Source organism: Roseibium hamelinense (assembly GCF_007830545.1).
In the GTDB taxonomy this organism is placed as follows: Bacteria; Pseudomonadota; Alphaproteobacteria; order Rhizobiales; family Stappiaceae; genus Roseibium; species Roseibium hamelinense.
Map to the genome: position 1 here is coordinate 391,626 of NZ_VLLF01000002.1, position 17,289 is coordinate 408,914.

General features: G+C 58.4%; 18 protein-coding genes. 12 read left to right on the forward strand and 6 right to left on the reverse strand.

Going from position 1 to position 17,289, the window contains the following annotated elements:
• Window positions 1-15: 15 nt before the first annotated feature.
• From flgH to flgF, 4 genes are read right to left on the reverse strand one after another with little or no spacing between them, the layout of a single operon-like run.
• Window positions 16-765, reverse strand: a complete 750-nt coding sequence (gene flgH, locus JM93_RS06620; protein ID WP_145341509.1) for a flagellar basal body L-ring protein FlgH — start codon at window positions 763-765, stop codon at window positions 16-18.
• Entirely contained in the window at window positions 765-1,739 is a 975-nt protein-coding gene (gene flgA, locus JM93_RS06625; RefSeq protein WP_145341511.1) for a flagellar basal body P-ring formation chaperone FlgA, read from the reverse strand. Before flgA ends, flgH begins: the two co-directional genes overlap by 1 nt.
• A 13-nt stretch (window positions 1,740-1,752) precedes the next feature.
• Complete coding sequence (gene flgG, locus JM93_RS06630) at window positions 1,753-2,535, reverse strand: flagellar basal-body rod protein FlgG (protein ID WP_145341513.1); 783 nt, start codon at window positions 2,533-2,535, stop codon at window positions 1,753-1,755.
• A gap of 22 nt (window positions 2,536-2,557) precedes the next feature.
• On the reverse strand, window positions 2,558-3,298 hold the full coding sequence (gene flgF / locus JM93_RS06635) for a flagellar basal-body rod protein FlgF (RefSeq protein ID WP_145341515.1): 741 nt from the start codon (window positions 3,296-3,298) through the stop codon (window positions 2,558-2,560).
• Between the two features lie 275 nt (window positions 3,299-3,573).
• Between flgF and JM93_RS06640 the strand changes: the two genes are divergently transcribed.
• The 8 genes from JM93_RS06640 (at window position 3,574) to JM93_RS06675 (ending at window position 13,004) form a co-directional block, all read left to right on the forward strand.
• Window positions 3,574-4,095, forward strand: a complete 522-nt coding sequence (locus tag JM93_RS06640; protein WP_145341517.1) for a flagellar basal body-associated FliL family protein — start codon at window positions 3,574-3,576, stop codon at window positions 4,093-4,095.
• A 51-nt stretch (window positions 4,096-4,146) separates the two neighbouring features.
• Window positions 4,147-5,340, forward strand: a complete 1,194-nt coding sequence (gene fliM / locus JM93_RS06645; protein WP_244300782.1) for a flagellar motor switch protein FliM — start codon at window positions 4,147-4,149, stop codon at window positions 5,338-5,340.
• Window positions 5,340-5,888, forward strand: coding sequence for a DUF6468 domain-containing protein (locus JM93_RS06650; protein WP_145341519.1), 549 nt, complete (start codon window positions 5,340-5,342; stop codon window positions 5,886-5,888). Before fliM ends, JM93_RS06650 begins: the two co-directional genes overlap by 1 nt.
• On the forward strand, window positions 5,885-6,601 hold the full coding sequence (locus JM93_RS06655) for a MotE family protein (protein ID WP_145341521.1): 717 nt from the start codon (window positions 5,885-5,887) through the stop codon (window positions 6,599-6,601). Before JM93_RS06650 ends, JM93_RS06655 begins: the two co-directional genes overlap by 4 nt.
• A 191-nt stretch (window positions 6,602-6,792) precedes the next feature.
• On the forward strand, window positions 6,793-10,992 hold the full coding sequence (locus tag JM93_RS06660) for a tetratricopeptide repeat protein (RefSeq protein WP_145341890.1): 4,200 nt from the start codon (window positions 6,793-6,795) through the stop codon (window positions 10,990-10,992).
• Between the two features lie 207 nt (window positions 10,993-11,199).
• A complete protein-coding gene (locus JM93_RS06665) occupies window positions 11,200-11,535 on the forward strand; it encodes an ElaB/YgaM/YqjD family protein (protein WP_145341523.1) in 336 nt (111 codons plus the stop codon).
• Window positions 11,532-11,957 carry a hypothetical protein gene (locus JM93_RS06670; RefSeq protein ID WP_145341525.1) on the forward strand — a complete coding sequence of 142 codons (426 nt, stop codon included), beginning with the start codon at window positions 11,532-11,534 and terminating at the stop codon, window positions 11,955-11,957. Before JM93_RS06665 ends, JM93_RS06670 begins: the two co-directional genes overlap by 4 nt.
• A 69-nt stretch (window positions 11,958-12,026) precedes the next feature.
• On the forward strand, window positions 12,027-13,004 hold the full coding sequence (locus JM93_RS06675; protein WP_145341526.1) for a DUF808 domain-containing protein: 978 nt from the start codon (window positions 12,027-12,029) through the stop codon (window positions 13,002-13,004).
• 57 nt (window positions 13,005-13,061) lie between these two features.
• Here the strand turns inward: JM93_RS06675 and fliP are convergent, their stop codons facing one another.
• Window positions 13,062-13,751: a flagellar type III secretion system pore protein FliP gene (fliP, locus tag JM93_RS06680; RefSeq protein ID WP_170230572.1), complete on the reverse strand. Its 690-nt coding sequence runs from the start codon at window positions 13,749-13,751 to the stop codon at window positions 13,062-13,064.
• Window positions 13,752-13,810: 59 nt separating this feature from the next.
• Window positions 13,811-15,502: a flagellar biosynthetic protein FliO gene (locus JM93_RS06685; protein WP_170230554.1), complete on the reverse strand. Its 1,692-nt coding sequence runs from the start codon at window positions 15,500-15,502 to the stop codon at window positions 13,811-13,813.
• Between the two features lie 295 nt (window positions 15,503-15,797).
• Between JM93_RS06685 and flgB the strand changes: the two genes are divergently transcribed.
• Genes flgB through fliQ form a run of 4 tightly spaced genes read left to right on the forward strand, consistent with a single transcriptional unit; the run spans window position 15,798 to window position 17,286 of the window.
• Window positions 15,798-16,202: a flagellar basal body rod protein FlgB gene (flgB, locus tag JM93_RS06690; protein ID WP_145341532.1), complete on the forward strand. Its 405-nt coding sequence runs from the start codon at window positions 15,798-15,800 to the stop codon at window positions 16,200-16,202.
• 27 nt (window positions 16,203-16,229) lie between these two features.
• Window positions 16,230-16,640, forward strand: coding sequence for a flagellar basal body rod protein FlgC (gene flgC, locus JM93_RS06695; RefSeq protein ID WP_145341534.1), 411 nt, complete (start codon window positions 16,230-16,232; stop codon window positions 16,638-16,640).
• A 43-nt stretch (window positions 16,641-16,683) separates the two neighbouring features.
• Window positions 16,684-16,998 (forward strand): flagellar hook-basal body complex protein FliE, encoded by a 315-nt coding sequence (fliE, locus tag JM93_RS06700; protein WP_145341536.1) that lies wholly within the window; start codon window positions 16,684-16,686, stop codon window positions 16,996-16,998.
• Window positions 16,999-17,019: 21 nt separating this feature from the next.
• Window positions 17,020-17,286, forward strand: coding sequence for a flagellar biosynthesis protein FliQ (gene fliQ, locus JM93_RS06705; RefSeq protein ID WP_145341538.1), 267 nt, complete (start codon window positions 17,020-17,022; stop codon window positions 17,284-17,286).
• Window positions 17,287-17,289 lie beyond the last annotated feature (3 nt).

Below are 17,289 nucleotides of genomic sequence, written 5' to 3' on the forward strand. Positions count from 1 at the left end.
CGGCGAGATTGCGGATCAGAAGGGGAGGAGGATGTCCATCACCTGGCTGCCATAGCGAGGCTGTTGAACATCTGTGATTTGGCCTCGGCCGCCATACCCAATCCGCGCTTCGGCTATCTTCTCGCTCGCAATCCGGTTGTCGGAAGTAATGTCCTCCGGGCGGACAATACCGGCGACAATCAGCTCACGGACTTCAAAATTGACCCGCACTTCCTGCCGGCCTTCGATCACCATGTTGCCGTTCGGGAGCACCTGCAGGACCACTGCGGCGATATTTGTTCGCAGTGTTTCTTCGCGCTCGACGCTGCCTTCACCTTCAAAGTCCATATCCGAATTCACGGTTGCCAGCGCACTGGCCGAGCTGCCTGCGGGCAGGAAGATTGTGTCGATTGCATTGCCGAGCGCGCCACCGGCACCGGTCGAGCTGGTGTCGCTCCGGCTCCGCTCGGTCTTGTTATCAATCTCTGCCTCGTCGGTGATCGTGACGACGACAGTCAGAATGTCACCAACCTGTTTGGCACGTTGATCTTCGAAAAATGCCCGGTTGCCTGAACGCCAAAGTGAGTTCGGATTGTAATGCGCCTTGATTGGCTCGGGCATGGGCATTTGGATCGGCCTATATCCCGGCTGTGTTGTTGGGTCCTGAATGGCGTTGAGCGAAGGCTGTTTGCCGACGTCGGCCAGACGGTCAGCGGTTCCGCACGCGCCTACGAGAGTGGCAAGCGCGACACCAGCGGCAAGGGACTTGTGCTTGTTCCAAAACATCAGTTGATCCTTTGATCGAGGCTGGCGATGGCCGGCGTGTTCGGCTCTACCCGGACATGGCCGCGCGATTTGACGATGGCGGGCACGATCCGGCGGGATTGGAGATTCATGACATCGATGGTGTCGCCCTTGGCGCCGTCATCCATGGCTTGTCCGCGTGTGGTCAGCTTCATTCCTGCGACTTCGTAGGTCAGTGTCAGTTTTTCACCGCGGGCAATCAGTACCGGCCGTTCAAAATCCTGGCGGCTCAGCGGCGAATTCGCCCGCAGTGAGTTCTTCGCGGCTAGTCCGACCAGCTGGCCGGCGTCGACGACAGCGCGGGCAGGGACTTGTGACCTGGCCATTTTGACCGTTGTCAGGTCCTCTCGTTTGAGGATGTGCCCGCGCCGGAGTGGCTGGGTTAACGCCGCGACCTCCATCATTTCCCTGGCAACGCCGCGCAAATTGACGGTTTTGTCGCCATATTGTGCGTGGACTGTCAGGTATATGTCGAACCGGCCATCCGTCCGCGACCAAAGAATACGCTCAACCCGGACCGGATCGTCGGACCGTGGGTTGGCATGAACATCGTCAGGTGGACGATGGAAGGTAACGTCCAGATCGGACGGATTGATCGACGCATCCTGGCGGGACAGCGTGCTGCGCACCAGCTCCTTGAAGCGTTCTGCGTGATAAGTGTCGGCGATCCGGCGCACGACAACCGTCGACAAACCATCGGTGCCGGCAGCCAAAAGCCCGGCGGCCTGCGCGCGTTGCGCCACCAAATTGGCAGGAACGTTGCCGGTGGTTCCAAGATCTGGCGCCCGGAATAGCGGGACATCGGATTTCTCGCCGGCATTGGAGTAAAAATCGCCGACTGTGACAATGTCCGACAAGGTTCTGACTTCCGAACGAAGAACCGGCTTGTCTTGTGCCGCAACGGCGCTGAGCAGGCCGCCAAAAGCGATAACGGCAAGAAAAATGAGTTTTCTCATAATGCTATGCCCCTCAGCGGATGTTCGCAGTGGTGGAGTACATCTCGTCAGCGGCTTTGATGACCCGGGAGTTCATTTCATAGGCCCGCTGGGCTGAAATGAGATCCGCGATCTCGGTCACCGCATCGACATTGGCCATTTCAAGAAAGTTCTGCTGCAGGTTTCCGAAGCCGTTGTTGCCGGGATTGTCGACCTGAGGCGCGCCACTGGCATCTGTTTCGAGGAACAGGTTGTCACCAATGGCTTCAAGGCCTGATTTATTGACAAAGCGGGCCAGCTGGATCTGCCCCAAATTTACAGTCGCCCCGTTCGGATCGATCACCTGCACAGTGCCGTCGGCAGATATGGTGATGTTCCGGCTGTCTTCAGGAATGTCGATGCCCGGAACAATCTGATAGCCATCAACCGTTACAAGTGTGCCGTTTGCATCGCGCTCAAAAGAGCCGTCGCGGCTATACGCCGTGGTGCCGTCCGGCAATTCGATTTGGAAAAAGCCTTCTCCGCGGATGGCGACATCAAGTTCCTTGCCGGTTTGCTCCAGCGTGCCCTGCGACATGATGCGGGCCGTCGATGCCACCTTTACACCTGAGCCGATCTGAACACCGGTCGGCACGATCGTGCCCGCCGTAGAGGTTTCTGCGCCCATCCGGCGCAGGTTTTGATAAAGCAGATCCTGAAAATCGACGCGCTGGCGCTTGTATCCTGTTGTGCGGAGGTTGGCGACGTTGTTTGAGATGACTTCGACGTTTCTCTCTTGGGCTTTCATGCCCGTCGCGGCGGTGTAGAGTGCTTTCATTTTTCAGTCCCTTCCGCGCGGCTTAGGCTTCGAGCCGGCCGAGTGTCGAAATTGCCTGCTTGCGCAGGTCGTCTGTGTCTTTGATCAGCTTTGAGATCGTCGTGTAGGCCCGTTGAATCTCGATCATGCGTGTCATCTCGACGACGCCTTCCGCGTTGGACTGCTCAACGGCGCCCTGAACCACGCGCACATTTGCAACCGGCAGAGGTTCTTCGCCCGTAAACAACGTGTCCCCCGCCTGAACGAGAGCCTGGGGGTTCTCAAAACGGGCAAGTCGAATCTGGCCGCGCGCGCCCAATTCGGTCGAGATGGTGCCGTCCCGGGCAATGTCGACCCTGCCGTCTTCGGTATTGAAGAAAATCGGGCCGCCATTGGTCAGCACCGGCTGACCTTCGGATGTGACCAGCATGCCTTGATTGTCCAGATGGAACGCGCCGTTGCGCGTGTAAGCTTCCGTGCCATCCGGCAGTTGAACGGCAAAGAACGCATCGCCCTCAATGGCCAGGTCAAACTCATTCCCCGACAGCTTGATCGCGCCGGCTGTGAAGTTTGTGTACGACGCGTAATCGTGGACGTAAGACAGGTCTTCATCCGGCGTTGGAAACTCCGTCGCCTCTGCGACAGGCATTAAGTATTCTTCAAACAACAGACGTTGCGATTTGTATCCGCTTGTATTGATGTTCGCCATGTTGTTGGCGACCACGTCCAGCTGATTCCTCAGCACCGTTTGACGGGACAAGGCGACTAGCTGTGCATTCTCCATAATTAACGATTCCTTATTGCTCCCCGATGAGCCCGAGACCTCCCCAGATCGCGGGTTCACGATTTTGTTTGCACGGAACGTGCCAAGTCTTAAGCGTTTGAGAAAATTGGGCAAAAGCGGAAAAACGCGGATGCAGTCGGTAAGAGTTTCCGGCACAAATTAACCAATTGGAAATTATTGCCGGGTTACGATGGTTAACGGTTTGGTAACCAATCGTTAACCATTAACTCTTTAGAAACCTTTAGGCGCGTGTGCGCCAGAAGTGGGGCTTCGGGATGGCTGACGAAACAGCTGCAGCAGACGATGCAATCGGCGACGATGCAGGGGAAGGTGCCAAAGGCGGCAAGAAGAAGCTGATCCTGTTTGGGGTTATCGGGCTTGTTCTTTTGCTGGCTGCCGGAGGTGGAGCCTACTATTTCTTTTTCATGGGGTCGTCGACGATACCGCAACGGGATCCCATGAACCCGTCTGCGCCGGCGCCCCAGGAGCAGCGGCCGGTTGTATTCTACGATCTTCCCGAGATGACGGTTAATCTCGCTACGGAAGGCCGAACAACCTATTTGAAGGTCCGGATTGCGCTAGAGGTTGAGAATCGGGCAATGATCGATCAGATCTCGCCGTTCCTGCCGCGCATTCTGGATGCGTTTCAGATCTATCTGCGTGAGCTGCGGCCAGCTGACCTTGAAGGATCTGCCGGTCTATTCCGGCTGAAAGAAGAGCTGCTGAGGCGGATCAACCTGTCGGTTTATCCTGCGCGCGTCGAAGGCGTTCTGTTCAAGGAAATCCTCGTTCAATGAAGGTTGATGATGGCAAACATTGACGACGATGACGACCTGTCTGAAGAGGACATGGCAGATGCGTGGGGCGCGGCACTTGCCGAACAGGGCGCGGGCGGCTCCGACGATGACGATCTAGCCGCCGCGTGGGGTGCTGCCCTCGAAGAACAGGGGGCCGGTAGTTCCGACGACATGGCAGCCCAATGGGCTGCAATGATCGACGATAGCGAGCCCGATCTCGAAAACGCGACACGCGGTGCCGACCGGGTCCTCAATCAGGAAGAGATTGACAACCTTCTCGGTTTCAACATCGAGGATACGATTGCCGGTGACCAAAGCGGAATCCGGGCCCTGATAAACTCGGCAATGGTGTCTTATGAACGCCTGCCGATGCTGGAGATCGTGTTTGACAGGTTGGTGCGCCTCACCACGACCTCCCTGCGGAATTTCACTTCCGACAACGTTGAAGTGTCACTGGATTCAATCAGTTCTGTGCGTTTTGGCGACTATTTGAACTCGATCCCTCTGCCAGCGATCCTTGGCGTCTTCAAGGCCGAGGAATGGGACGGTTTCGGTCTGGTCACGGTTGAATCCAGCCTGATCTACTCGATTATCGATGTGCTGCTCGGCGGTGGCCGCGGCACCACGGCCGTGCGGGTTGAAGGCCGCCCCTACACGACCATCGAGACCAACCTGGTCCAGCAAATGGTCGAGCTGATCCTGCAAGATGCCATGCAGGCGTTCGCCCCTCTGTCACCGGTGCATTTCAACCTGGAGCGTCTCGAGACCAACCCGCGCTTTGCCGCTATCTCGCGTCCTGCGAATGCGGCCATCTTGGTCGAACTGCGAATCGATATGGAAGATCGCGGCGGGTCCGTCGAGATCATGATGCCCTACGCGACGCTGGAGCCGATTCGCGATTTGCTGCTCCAGATGTTCATGGGGGAGAAGTTTGGGCGCGATCCCATCTGGGAAGGGCACCTTGCGACCGAAATTCACGCTGCGGAAGTCGAGGTGGATGCGGTCCTTTATGAGACATATCTGCCTTTGGGGCGTGTTTTGAGTCTAGATGTTGGGCAAACATTGGTTTTCGACTTGGAACCGAGCGACCCGATCAAGATAAAATGTAAGAATGTGGCGCTGACCGAAGGGACGCTCGGCAAGGTGGAAGATTCTATCGCGATCCGGGTGGCGAAGAACCTGAAGCGCCCGAAAATGACATTGGCGGCATTCGAGCGCGCCATGCAAAGCGAAATGGAGTCATGATGAGCACACTGCCGATCGGGATGATCATTGAAGCGCTGGTTGCTGTTCTGCTTGTGGTGACCATTGGCTACTGCTGGATGCTGAACAACAGACTGCAGCGCCTGCGATCTGACGAACAGACACTGCGCGCCACAATCTCGGAGTTGATGACTGCGACGGAGATTGCCGAGCGCGCGATCCTTGGGCTGAAGACGACAGCAAATGATGCTGACCAAACGCTTGGCAACCGGCTTCAGCAAGCGGAGCTGATGTCGCGCCAGTTAACCGGCCAGGTTGAGGAAGGTGAGAAAATCTTCATGCGCATCAGCCAGATAGCCGATGCGGCCCGTGGGGCGCAGTCTGCCCAGCAGCCTGCTGCAAATCCCATGGAGGACGCAGGATACCGGCCCGCACCGCATGTCGCCGCGCCGCCTGTTCAAGCGCCGCCGCAGCAGCCCGAGCCGCCTCGGGCGAAGAGCGCGCGCGCCCAAGACATCCGCAGTGCGGCCGCCGAAGCAACTGCGCGACTTGAGCGCTTCCGCAGGCGCTCGGAGGGTGCTGTTGCATGAACTTACGCCTGCTTCCTCTTTTGGCGATTTCGGCCGGCGCTCTACTGGCGCTGAAGCTGCTGGGTTTCGCTTTCAACGAGGATCCAGGCGTGTCGCCAATCCGCGAGGCTGTTGCGCAAGAAACTCCTGCGCCGGCTGCCGGCGATCAGATGGCACCGGAAGAGCCTGCCACTGATGCTCCGCCAGCCGCGGCCGCGCCGCCTCCCTTGCCTGACAATCTCGAAATTGGCGGGTCCGCTGCGGAGCGCGCCGTTTTGGAAAGCCTTGGCCAGCGTCGGCAGAATTTGCAGCAACAAGAAGGCCAGCTGGATCTTCGCGAGAAATTGCTTCAGGCAACTGAAGAGCGGATCGAAAAGCGTGTGGAAGAGCTGAAGCAACTCGAACAGCGCATTGAATCCGCAGTTGAGGAAAAGCGGCAGCAGGAAGACAACGAAATCGCGGCGCTAGTGACCATGTATGAAAACATGAAGCCAAAAGATGCCGCACGTATTTTCAATAGTCTGAACCTGCCGGTTCTGATGAAAATCGTCCGGCAGATGAAGCCACGAAAAATGGCTGACATTCTTGGGCGTATGTCGCCAGAGGCGGCAGAACGCCTGACGGTCGCAATCGCTGGAAATGCCTCTACGCCCATGGCGCCTGCACCCGCGTCAGCGCCTGCAACAACACAAACGATTTCGCCTGCGGATTTGCCGAAAATTCCCTCGAATTAAGGCAATAGATGCGAGTTTGAATCCTTAACGTAAGGGCGCGTTAAGACCGTGGTTCTAGAAAGGTACCGGGGCGAAAAGCAGGGAATTAAAGCGTGCTGAAGCACATCGGCAAATTTGTCCGGGCGCATTTGCCCGGGATCTTCTCCGTTAAGACCGCGTGTCTTGCGGCGGCTGCCGTGTGTGGTGCGTTCATGGCCGGAGCTGCCGTGCCAGTCGCTCCTGCCAATGCCCAGTCGCTCGAGCCCGTCTCAGTCGAAGCCATGCCCGAACAGGGCTATGGGCGTATCATCCTCACATTCGAAGATCGGACGTTGCTGCCGAACTATGATGCGGTGATCACGGGTGGTGTATTGCGCATCGCTTTTGAGGATCCGATCGACATAAACGTCGATGACGTGCCGCTGGACCTTGGTGATTACATTACGATCGCGCGCAGGGATCCCGATGGCAGCGCAATCCGGTTCGCGTTGAAAAACCAGTTCCAGATCAACACGCTGGAAGCGGGCGAAAAACTGTTTGTCGATATTCTGCCGACCAATTGGCAGGGCTTGCCGCCTGGCCTTCCCGACGATGTGGTGCGTGATCTGGCGCAACGCGCAGAAGAGGCGATGCGCCGAGTGCGGGCTCTGGAGCAGGCCCGGCTGAAGGCAAAAGAAGGCCCGTCCGTAACCTTGCGGATCGGCGAACACCCGACATTTACGCGGCTCGTCTTCGACTGGTCGATCCGGTTCGACACAGCTTTCGTTCGTGAAGACGATATCATCAAGGTGACCTTCAATCACCCGGCGCAGCTCGATATCTCGCGTATGCGGGCCAACCTGCCGGACGGAGTGATCGATGCCACGTCTTTCCTGGACAAGGGTAAACTCAAGTTCTTGATGCGCATCGAGCCCTCGGTCGACATCCGGGCGTTCCGGGAAGATCAGACCTATGTCATCGACATTACACCAGAGCGCGATCAGCCGCTGGATCCGGCCAATGCTCAGATCAACAGTTTCCTGACCGGGCCATCCAACAGCAATCGCGAAAACATGGTGATTGCTCCTGGTGTCCGGGACACGGAGCCGCCGCCGCGCCCGGCCTCCGATCAGCAGTCCTCGATCAACCCGGAATTGCCCCAAGGAGAGGCCGCGGCATTTGCGGCCGTTCCTTTTGGTAGCAGCCAGTTCAACGGCGAGGTGCAAAATGACCCGGTGGACGCGCCTAGCGCTGAAAACCCCGCACAGGTTGCGATCACTGCGCCTGACACCGGCAATCCGGACGCCCCGAAGGAACTGCCCGGTGAGGGGGAACAACTCGCGGAAGTGACGTCGGCTGTAACAGATGGCAGTGCCGCAGATCAGACCACAGACGGCACCCCGGACCTGCCGGCCATCGTGCTGGCTCAGGCTGATGAGGGCGTCCAGGGCGCATTGACCTCCGCCATCCCGCGCGCCAAGCCGGTTCTCGTAGAAAACGCGTTTTCGGACCAGACCCCGGCCGCGGAACCGGTAACGTCTGCAAATCGTGCTGGTTCTTCAGAAAGTCCAGACTTCACCGGAGCCATACGTGACCCTGGGGTATCTCTGGCGCAACTGGCTCAAGACGGAACACCGGCATTGCCACTGGGAACGCCGCCGGATGGCGCGCCGGCTCAGGAATTGCCGGCGGATATGCCGGACGCGTTGCCATTGACTGAAACGGACACGGCGCCCGTGCCGGCGACACCGGAAGACCCTGCACCCGTGCCGGCGGCCGCTCCTGTGCCCGCTCCGGTTCAAGACAGCATGCCGATGCCGCAGCCCGCTTCCAATCCGGTGACAACTCCCAGCGGCGGCCAACCGAATGCTCCGCGGATCGTGCAGGATGTGCCGCCACCGGTACCGCTGCCGGATCGTGAGGACGCGCAGGAAGCGTGGCGGGCCAATGGGGGGACCGATTTTGTGGATCCGCCATCGCCGGAACAGCCCCCTGCAGACTTCGCCGACGAAGAGCGATCGTTCGTTGCAGCGGAAGCCCGGCGGATCGGCAACACGGTCCGCGTGGTGTTTCCATTTTCCGAGCCTGTGTCGAGCGCTGTCTTCCGTCGTGACGACAGCATCTGGCTGGTATTTGACACGGACGCGACGATCGACGTGCGCGGCATGGCGGCGGCACTTTCGGACAGCGCCGAAACCATCGACGTGTCCCGGGGCAACGGCTATCAAACACTCCGTCTCGATATGAACGACCCGGTATTGGCGACGGTTGGCCTCGATGGGAACGCATGGTCACTTGTGATCGGTGACATGATTCTGGAACCTTCGGTGCCGCTCAAGTTGGAGCGCAATGTTCGGGGTGACGGAGGGTCCGTTTTGCGGGTGCTCTACAAGGAGCCTCAGAATATTCGGCAAATCGAAGATCCGTTTGTCGGCGACAAGATTTCTCTTGTTACCGGCTACGGTCCCCCGCGAGGCTTGTTGAAAGCGCAGAGCTTCGTCGATCTTCAAGCACTGAGCTCGGCGCAAGGGATCGCGGTCGCAGCCCGCTCTGACGGGGTTCGCATGAAGATTTTGGGCGATGATGTCATCATTGAAAAAGACGGCGGTCTTGCCTTGTCAAACCGGCATCTGCGCGGAGGGACCGGCGTCTTCAACCGGATCATTGATCCGAACGGACCGGGTCATGTTGAGTTTGTCTCTCTGTCGACCGAGGGTCCAGGTGCATACCGTGACCGCCTGCTGGAATTGAAGCAAAAGCTGAGCAACGCACCGGAAAACCGGCGCCGCCAGCCGCTGATGGATTTGGCCAGGTTCTATCTGGCGCACCAATTCGCACAGGAATCCCTGGGGTTGATGCAGCTGGCTATGGAACAGGACCCGGCACTGGCGGAAGACAGCTCGTTCAACCTCATGATGGGGGCGGCGCAGGTCATGGCAAACCGGCCGGAACTGGCTTACGCCCATCTCAATCGCCCGGATTTGAAAAACAGTCCGGACGCAGCGATCTGGCAGACAATCGTCGATACGGCACTTGGAAATTGGACAAGTGCGCGGATCGCTATGCCGCGTGGCCGCGCTGTGATTGGCAATTATCCGCCGTCAATCCAGGCGGAGTTCAACCTGGCCGCGGCGCAATCGATGATTGAGGCCAATGATTTTGGTGTTGCTAACGGCATCCTTGCCGAAATTGAACCGAGTGAAGTTACTGCATCGCAGGCGGCACGCTACGATATTCTGCGGGGCCGTGTTGCGGACGCGTCCGGCCGGTCGCAGGAGGCGCTAACGGTGTTCGACCTTGTCTCGCGGTCAGGCGATCGTCCCCGCGCGGCAGAAGCCGAGTACCGTGCCTTGCGGATCCGCTATCGCGATGGCGAGTTGGGGATCGACGAGACGATAGATCAGCTTGCCGGCCTTGCCACTTCTTGGCGCGGTGATGAGATAGAGCTTAAAACACTCCGGTTCCTCGCCCAGTTGCATTCTGAAAAAGGCAACTACCGTGAGGCCTTTGAGGCAATGAAATCCGCCGTTCAGGCAGATCCGGAATCCGACACGACGCGCCTGCTGCAGGAAGAGATGAATGGTTTGTTCGTCTCGCTGTTCCTCGATGGGCAGGCCGATGAGATGTCGCCGGTCAAGGCGCTGGCGCTTTATTACGACTTCCGTGAGTTGACCCCGATCGGCCGCCAGGGCGACGAGATGGTGCGCAATCTGGCCCGGAAACTGGTTGAAGTGGATCTTTTGGATCAGGCAGCCGAGCTTCTGCGCCATCAGGTGGACAATCGCTTGAAAGGCGCTGCGCGCGCGCAAATTGCCGCCGATCTTGCTGCAATTTACCTGATGGACCGGAAAGCGGACGAGGCGCTGCGGGTTCTCAACGTGACACGGCAGTCAAGCTTGCCATCGGCGCTTGAACGCCAGCGCAATATTGTGGAAGCCCGCGCGCTGACCGCAAGCGGCCGCCCAGACCTTGCGCTTGAGCTGGTGCGCAACATGCGTGGTGCGGATGTGGACCGGTTGCGGGCCGACACGTTCTGGGCTGCGCAAAGCTGGCGCGAGACCGGCGAGCAGCTGGAAGCCATGCATGGGTCGCGCTGGTCGGACAACATTCCTCTGGATGCCCAAGAGCGTGAAGACATCTTGCGTGCCGGAATCGCCTATTCCTTGGCTGGCGATCAGTTGAGTCTGGATCGCCTGCGCACGAAATACACCGAAAAGATGTCTGACAGCAGTGAAGCGCTGGCCTTCGAGGTCGTCACCCGGCCAATCGAGGCACAGGGTGTGGAGTTTCTGGAGGTCGCCAATGCCTTGGCAAACACAGACACGCTTGAAACCTTTATGGAAGAATACCGGCGTCAGTACATGAACGCTCCTGCCGCCTCCACAGGTCCTGATCAAGCCGCCGCAAATGATCCTGCCGTCGACAACGGCTAAGATCTGATCCCACAAGATTGCCTCACCAGTTTCACAATAAACGTGTTTTGATGAAGCGGCGCGGCGCAATCCGGCGCATCAAGGCGTTTTACATATTCCGTTGGCAAGGGAGGTGGATCCAGTCCTGGCCAACGGGGACCTTAAAATCTCTGGTCACCAGCGTGACGGCCTCATAGACTTGCAATCCTAACAATCGGAGAGGTGACAATGGCCACTGCAAAATCATCAAACGGTTCGGAGTCGGACAATGTCAGCGCTGAAGAAATTGAAGCGAACATTCGGCGGATTCGTGAAGACATCGCCGCGCTGGCGGGAACATTGAAGCGATACGGTGCGGGAAAATCCGACGAGTACCGCGCGCGCGCCGCGGCTGCGGGAGACGAGCTCCATCAAAAAGCAGACGAAGCGCTGAGCTCCTTAAACGAGGAACTTGGTGAACTGGAAAAAGAACTGGCCGTACGTGTTCGGCGCAACCCGCTGCAGGCGCTGGGTGTTGCCGCAGGCATCGGCTTTCTGGTGGCATTGCTGGTCAATCGCCGATGATCAAGTCCGCAGGGCCGGTCCTGTCTACAGTAACGCAGGACTTCAAGGCATCGTTTCAACGGTTGAAACGCAATGTGGTCCTGCTGGCTGCCGCGCTCTTGTGCCTATTCACGGCTTATTTGGCGGCAGTTGCGGGAGTTTGGGCGCTTCTGAGTATGTATATGGGGCCTGTATGGGCCGCGGCTGCCATTTTCGCGCTGATGCTGGTATTCAGCGGATTGTTGATTGCGCGTGTGCAATACCTCACCGAAAGAGACCGAAAGCGGCGCGAAAAGCAAAAAGCTGCTCAGAGGTTGGGGCTTGCAGCAGCTTTCTCGATCCTGCCCGAGCTTAGTAGATCGAAAAACACCTGGGCCTTGATCGCGTTTGGCGGTCTGGTTTACCTGCTCGCACGATCACGGGATGGCAACGACGACGCATAATCCTCCGCAGGGCTGAGTGGTTCTACGCTGTCGGCCGGACTGGTTTACACAAACACACGGGACACCGAGATGAGTGGACTTCTTGCCCTCCTGGACGATGTAACGGCGATTGCGAAGGTGGCTGCGGCATCTGTCGATGACGTTCTTGGTCAAGCTGCAAAAGCGGGAAGCAAGGCCGCAGGTGCCGTGATTGACGATGCTGCGGTTACCCCGAAATACGTGACCGGGTTCAGTCCCGCACGTGAGCTGCCAATCGTCTGGCGCATCGCTCGAGGGTCACTCAAGAACAAGTTGATTTTCCTGTTGCCGGTTGGGCTGCTGTTGAACGCCTTCTTGCCTTGGGTGATCACCCCGCTGTTGATGTTGGGGGGGGCGTATTTGTGTTTCGAAGGCGCTGAGAAGGTCTATCACCTCTTTGCCCCGCATCATCATGATGCCGATGAGCCGAAAGATATCGTCAAGGACCCGGCGCATCTGGAGGAGCAGAAGGTTTCCGGCGCGATCAAGACCGATTTCATTCTTTCCGCCGAAATCATGACCATCGCTTTGTCCGAGATACCGGACAGCAATATCTGGATGGAAGCGGCGACCTTGGCCGTCGTTGCCGTCGGGATTACTGTCATGGTCTATGGCTCTGTCGCGCTGATCGTGAAGGCAGACGATGTGGGTCTGCATATGTCAACCAAGGGCCGGTTCGCGGTGACACGGGCGATGGGGCTCGGCATTGTCAAGGCTATGCCGGGTTTCTTGAAAGTCCTCATGACCATCGGCACCGCCGCCATGTTGTGGGTCGGCGGATCCATCGTGATACACGGTCTGGATGTGCTGGGTTTCAAACCCCTTTATGAGACAATCCACCATATCGCGGAGGCGGTGGCCCACGGTCTGGATCAAGCGCAAGGCTTCGTTGCCTGGGCAGTGACGGCAACGCTCGACGGCGTGTTCGGGCTGGCCCTCGGGCTTGCCCTCATTCCGTTTGTCGGCAAGGTTCTGTTGCCGCTTGTGAGCCTGGTTCGACCAAGCCCGGCGGGTGGCGACGGCCATTGAGACCCTGCTATTGGTCTGAAGTGCCAGGGTTGGGAATGCTGGTTGAGCCTCGCTGGGCTAACCAACCCCGAAGCTTTGGATCAATGACCCCGCGACAAGGTTCCAGCCGTCCACAAGGACGAAGAAGATCAATTTGAATGGCAGTGAGATCACCACCGGCGGCAGCATCATCATACCCATGGACATGAGAACCGAGGCGATGACCAGATCGATGATCAGGAAAGGGAGATAGAGCAAGAAGCCGATCTCGAATGCGCGCCGAAGCTCGCTGATCATGAAGGCGGGCACTAGGATGCGCAACGATAGGTCCTGCGGCGTTTCGGGTGCTTCCTGGCCGGACATTTCCTGAAAAAGAGCCAGATCCTGTTCGCGGACCTGCGAAAGCATGAAGTCCCGGAAGGGCTCGGATGCACGCTCAAATGCCTGATCTAACTCGATCGTGCCCTCGACGAGCGGCTGAACACCCTCGTCATAGGCCTGTTCAATGGTCGGCGCCATGATGAAAGCCGTCAGGAACAGGGCAAGGCTGATCATGACCATGTTCGGCGGGGCTGTCTGCAGGCCGATGGCAGAGCGCAAAAGTGACAAGACAACCACGATCCGGGTGAAGCTCGTCACCATGACCAAAATCGATGGCGCGAGCGACAGTACAGTCAGCAGCGCGACGACTTGAACAGCGCGCTCGGTCAGCGTCGCGTCATCCGCGAAGTCGAGCGTGATTTCCTGCGCAAAGGCAATGCCGCCCATGCACAGAAACAATCCGATGCTTAGTGCCAGCCACCCGCCCGGGCGGCGCAGCGTTGCTGTCATGATTTCGCTGACCCGTGGATCTCGTCGAGGATCTTTGCCATTTCATCCTCGAGCGGGTTCTTGTCGTCGAGCGGTGATTTCTTCACCGGCGGCGGAACATGGGGAGCCTTGCTCCCTGAAGGTGCTGGTTCTGTTGTAACGGCTTTTATGACCGGCGTGCTTTCGGAAGCGGGCTTATCCTCAACAACCGGTGTTGAAAGGCTTGCTTCGAGCCCCGATGCCAGCTTGTCAGTTGTTGCTTCTTCTTGCGGGCTATGAGTTACCAGAGATGCTCCTGTCGACACAGTCGTTTGTGCCTGGATTTGATTTTGCATGTCTTGCTCTGTGCCCATGGCCGCCAGCGCGGGCTGGTCCTGTTCGGGCTTTTCTGGCTGCTGACTTTCAGACGTTTTTTCGCCGTTGTTCGTGTCAACGGGTGTTTTGGGGGGCTCGTCTGGTTTTGCCGCGCTGTCTGATTGAGCCACGCTGTCGCATTGAGAGGGTGAGCCGCTTAAAACGTGTGGGTCTGGGGCCGGTTTTTGCGGTACCTGGCTGGCGAGAGCGGTTGGCTCGAGCGGACTTGCCGCGGGCTCGACAGGTTTTGTTCGTGCATTCCCGGCTTCCGCACCAAGGGCCTTCACGGCGGGGGCGGCCGGTTCTTGTTTCTCGGCAGCGGCGGACCGGAAGAGAGCTGTTCTTGCGCGCGCGGCCGGACCTGAGGATGGCGGCGAAACAGAGCGCGGTTTGTCGCTGCTGGGCTGCATTCTGTTCGCCAGAGGTTTGGTGATGGAATCCGCAAAGCCCGAAACGAAACTTTTCCGCTCGCTTGGCGCTGGTGCAGGTCCCTTGACATCTGGCGCAGGGGCAGCGATCGGGGCGGGCGCCACGTTCAAATCCGCACCTTTGCCGTCATCCGAGGCCGCTGTTGGCTTTGCAGCGGCTTTCACCTGGGGCTCGGGCGGTGTCTTTGTTGCTGTCCGGTCCCGAACGCTTGCAGCGGCGCCAAGAGCATTCTTCGCGGCCGCCCGGATCAGCGATCCGGCGTTCACTTTGGCGGAAGAAGACTGGGATTGCTCAGGTTCGGGTTCGAACAGCCCGGCAGGGTCGGTCTTGGCGGCCACATGTGAGGGGGGTGTGGGCCGGGCTGAAGCTTCGGCCGGGGCCGTGCCGGTCGGTGGTGTGTCGGTGCCGAAACGGGATTGGGCTGGGCCAACCGGCTGTGCCGATGGGGCTTTTGGCGAGGGAGCGGTTTGGACTGCAGCAGCTGCGGGCTGCTGTGTCGTTGGCACCGGCTGAGCAACTGGAGCCGGCGGCGCGGGGGGGACAGGTGTGACATCTGCCTCTAGTGCCCCGGGACCTGGTGCTTGTGCTCCGGGGAGCGGCCTTGGCATGTTGGCTCCAAGCGGCTGCCCCCGGATGATACCTTGTTCGACAACAACGTCGGTGGGGCCCCCGATTAGAATCAGATGTTCAATATTGTCCCGCCTGACCAGAACAAGACGTCTGCGCGTGTCGATGCTGGCGGCGTCCATGATCGCGATGCGCGGCTGTCGGCCCCGGGTCGTGTTGATCCGAGCGCCGGTGAGCTTCTTCAGTATGAAAAAGAACAGGGCAACCAGAGCCAAAACGACGCCCAGAGATACGACAAAGCTGGCCGCCCGGGCAACACCGTCCCCAACTCCCAATGTGCTCGAAATCCACTCGTACATAAAAACCTCTTCGGCGGCCCGTTGCATCGAACCGGCCGTTTTGCCTTGCCGCGCAGGCCGGGTGTGCTCATCCTGTGAACCCAGCGCGACTTACGAATCTCTCTTGTCGGTAAAGTTAACAGAATGCGGCAAAATCTGCCCACCGCGCAGCGCGCAAGAATTGCGTTTTGCAAAAGAAGTACCCAGGATTCGTGCCGTAAAGACGCCCTTCGGCTGTCTCAGAGGTATTCGTTAACCATTCATTAACCTTCTGGGCGGCAAGGTTTGCCTACTTGGTTAACAAATGGTGACTCGCATGGCCTTTACAGACCTGCCGATTTTTCAGGCGCTGAAGTCGAAGATGCAATGGCACCAGGTGCGCCAGGGGGTTCTTGCGGAAAATATCGCGAACGCGGACACCCCGGAATACACAGCGAAGGAGCTGAAAAGCTACTCTTTCGAGGACCACATGGGGCGTGAGTATTTCGGCCTGCAGACCGTCAGAACCGATAACGGGCATTTGACCGGCATGATTTCTGCAGGAACGCCAGGCAAGGTCGTTGAGCGGGATATGTTCGAGATTACCCCAAGCGGCAACAACGTCATCCTCGAAGAGCAGATGATGAAAGTGACCGAAAACCAGATGGATTATCAGGCCGCGACGACGCTTTACACCAAAAGCCTGAGCCTTATCCGGACCGCGTTGTCGAAAGGCCGGTGATCCGGCTGAACCCATAGGAGCTGTCCGATGGACATGATCAAATCGCTGTTTATTTCAGCATCCGGCCTGAAGGCGCAAAACGGACGCATGCGGGTGATCGCAGAGAATATTGCGAACGCCAACTCGACGGGCCGGAACCCGGAGGAGGACCCGTACCGGCGCAAGATCCCGACCTTTCGCAGTGAGTTTGACAAGCAGGTCGGCGCAGAGATGGTTGAACTCGGGCGGATTGCCGAAGACAAATCCGATTTCAAAACCCGTCTGGAGCCAGGGCATCCGGCGGCCGACGAAAACGGCTTTGTGCGGATCCCGAACGTCAACACGCTGATTGAGACCGTGGACATGCGCGAGGCGCAGCGGTCTTACGAAGCAAATTTGAACGTGATTGAGGCGACGCGGAAGATGTTGCAGCGGACCGTCGATATCCTGCGCGCCTGAGACCTGCGTGCCACACCCTACTAACCCGGAGAAGGCCTGAACCATGTCTACGCCGACAATTGCCAGCAATGCCTATCAAATGGCGGCGCGACTCACCCAGCAGGCAAATCCTGCCGAGGACGCTCTCGGTGCCCGCAACAGCGCCGATTTTGGCCAGATGGTGCAACAGGCCGTTGAAACTGTTGTGGACCAAGGCCGGGCTTCCGACCAAAAAGCCGTCGGACTTGTGGAAGGCAAGACTGACGTCGTTGACGTCGTGACCGCAATTGCCGAAACGGAAGTAGCGTTGGAAACGATGGTGACTGTGCGGGACCGGGTGATTTCCGCTTATGAGGAAATCATGCGCATGCCGATTTAGGCAGTCAGACGGGGGCGGGCAATGACAGGCGGTGAAGTACTCGACATAGCGCGCGAAGGCGTCTGGGCGATGATTGTCATATCGGCCCCGGCGATGGTGATCGGTCTGCTCGTCGGTGTTGTTATCGCTCTGTTCCAGGCCCTTACTCAAATCCAGGAAATGACCCTGGTGTTCGTTCCCAAGATCCTCGCGATCTTTGTTACCCTTATGATCAGCCTGCCCTTCATGGGTCAAACTCTATCGGCCTTCATGGCGCGGATCACGGAAATGATCCTGTCCAGCTCTTGAGCC

What these genes read in the sequence shown, in the direction of transcription:
- JM93_RS06655 (WP_145341521.1), top strand. Translation starts at nt 5,885, where the DNA reads ATGAACTTACGCCTGCTTCCTCTTTTGGCGATTTCGGCCGGCGCTCTA.
- JM93_RS06660 (WP_145341890.1), top strand. Translation starts at nt 6,793, where the DNA reads ATGGCCGGAGCTGCCGTGCCAGTCGCTCCTGCCAATGCCCAGTCGCTC.
- flgG (WP_145341513.1), bottom strand. Translation starts at nt 2,535, where the DNA reads ATGAAAGCACTCTACACCGCCGCGACGGGCATGAAAGCCCAAGAGAGA.
- fliP (WP_170230572.1), bottom strand. Translation starts at nt 13,751, where the DNA reads ATGGGCGGCATTGCCTTTGCGCAGGAAATCACGCTCGACTTCGCGGAT.
- flgH (WP_145341509.1), bottom strand. Translation starts at nt 765, where the DNA reads ATGTTTTGGAACAAGCACAAGTCCCTTGCCGCTGGTGTCGCGCTTGCC.
- JM93_RS06640 (WP_145341517.1), top strand. Translation starts at nt 3,574, where the DNA reads ATGGCTGACGAAACAGCTGCAGCAGACGATGCAATCGGCGACGATGCA.
- JM93_RS06665 (WP_145341523.1), top strand. Translation starts at nt 11,200, where the DNA reads ATGGCCACTGCAAAATCATCAAACGGTTCGGAGTCGGACAATGTCAGC.
- JM93_RS06685 (WP_170230554.1), bottom strand. Translation starts at nt 15,502, where the DNA reads ATGTACGAGTGGATTTCGAGCACATTGGGAGTTGGGGACGGTGTTGCC.
- fliQ (WP_145341538.1), top strand. Translation starts at nt 17,020, where the DNA reads ATGACAGGCGGTGAAGTACTCGACATAGCGCGCGAAGGCGTCTGGGCG.
- flgF (WP_145341515.1), bottom strand. Translation starts at nt 3,298, where the DNA reads ATGGAGAATGCACAGCTAGTCGCCTTGTCCCGTCAAACGGTGCTGAGG.
- flgC (WP_145341534.1), top strand. Translation starts at nt 16,230, where the DNA reads ATGGACATGATCAAATCGCTGTTTATTTCAGCATCCGGCCTGAAGGCG.
- fliE (WP_145341536.1), top strand. Translation starts at nt 16,684, where the DNA reads ATGTCTACGCCGACAATTGCCAGCAATGCCTATCAAATGGCGGCGCGA.
- JM93_RS06675 (WP_145341526.1), top strand. Translation starts at nt 12,027, where the DNA reads ATGAGTGGACTTCTTGCCCTCCTGGACGATGTAACGGCGATTGCGAAG.
- JM93_RS06650 (WP_145341519.1), top strand. Translation starts at nt 5,340, where the DNA reads ATGAGCACACTGCCGATCGGGATGATCATTGAAGCGCTGGTTGCTGTT.
- flgA (WP_145341511.1), bottom strand. Translation starts at nt 1,739, where the DNA reads ATGAGAAAACTCATTTTTCTTGCCGTTATCGCTTTTGGCGGCCTGCTC.
- fliM (WP_244300782.1), top strand. Translation starts at nt 4,147, where the DNA reads ATGGCAGATGCGTGGGGCGCGGCACTTGCCGAACAGGGCGCGGGCGGC.
- JM93_RS06670 (WP_145341525.1), top strand. Translation starts at nt 11,532, where the DNA reads ATGATCAAGTCCGCAGGGCCGGTCCTGTCTACAGTAACGCAGGACTTC.
- flgB (WP_145341532.1), top strand. Translation starts at nt 15,798, where the DNA reads ATGGCCTTTACAGACCTGCCGATTTTTCAGGCGCTGAAGTCGAAGATG.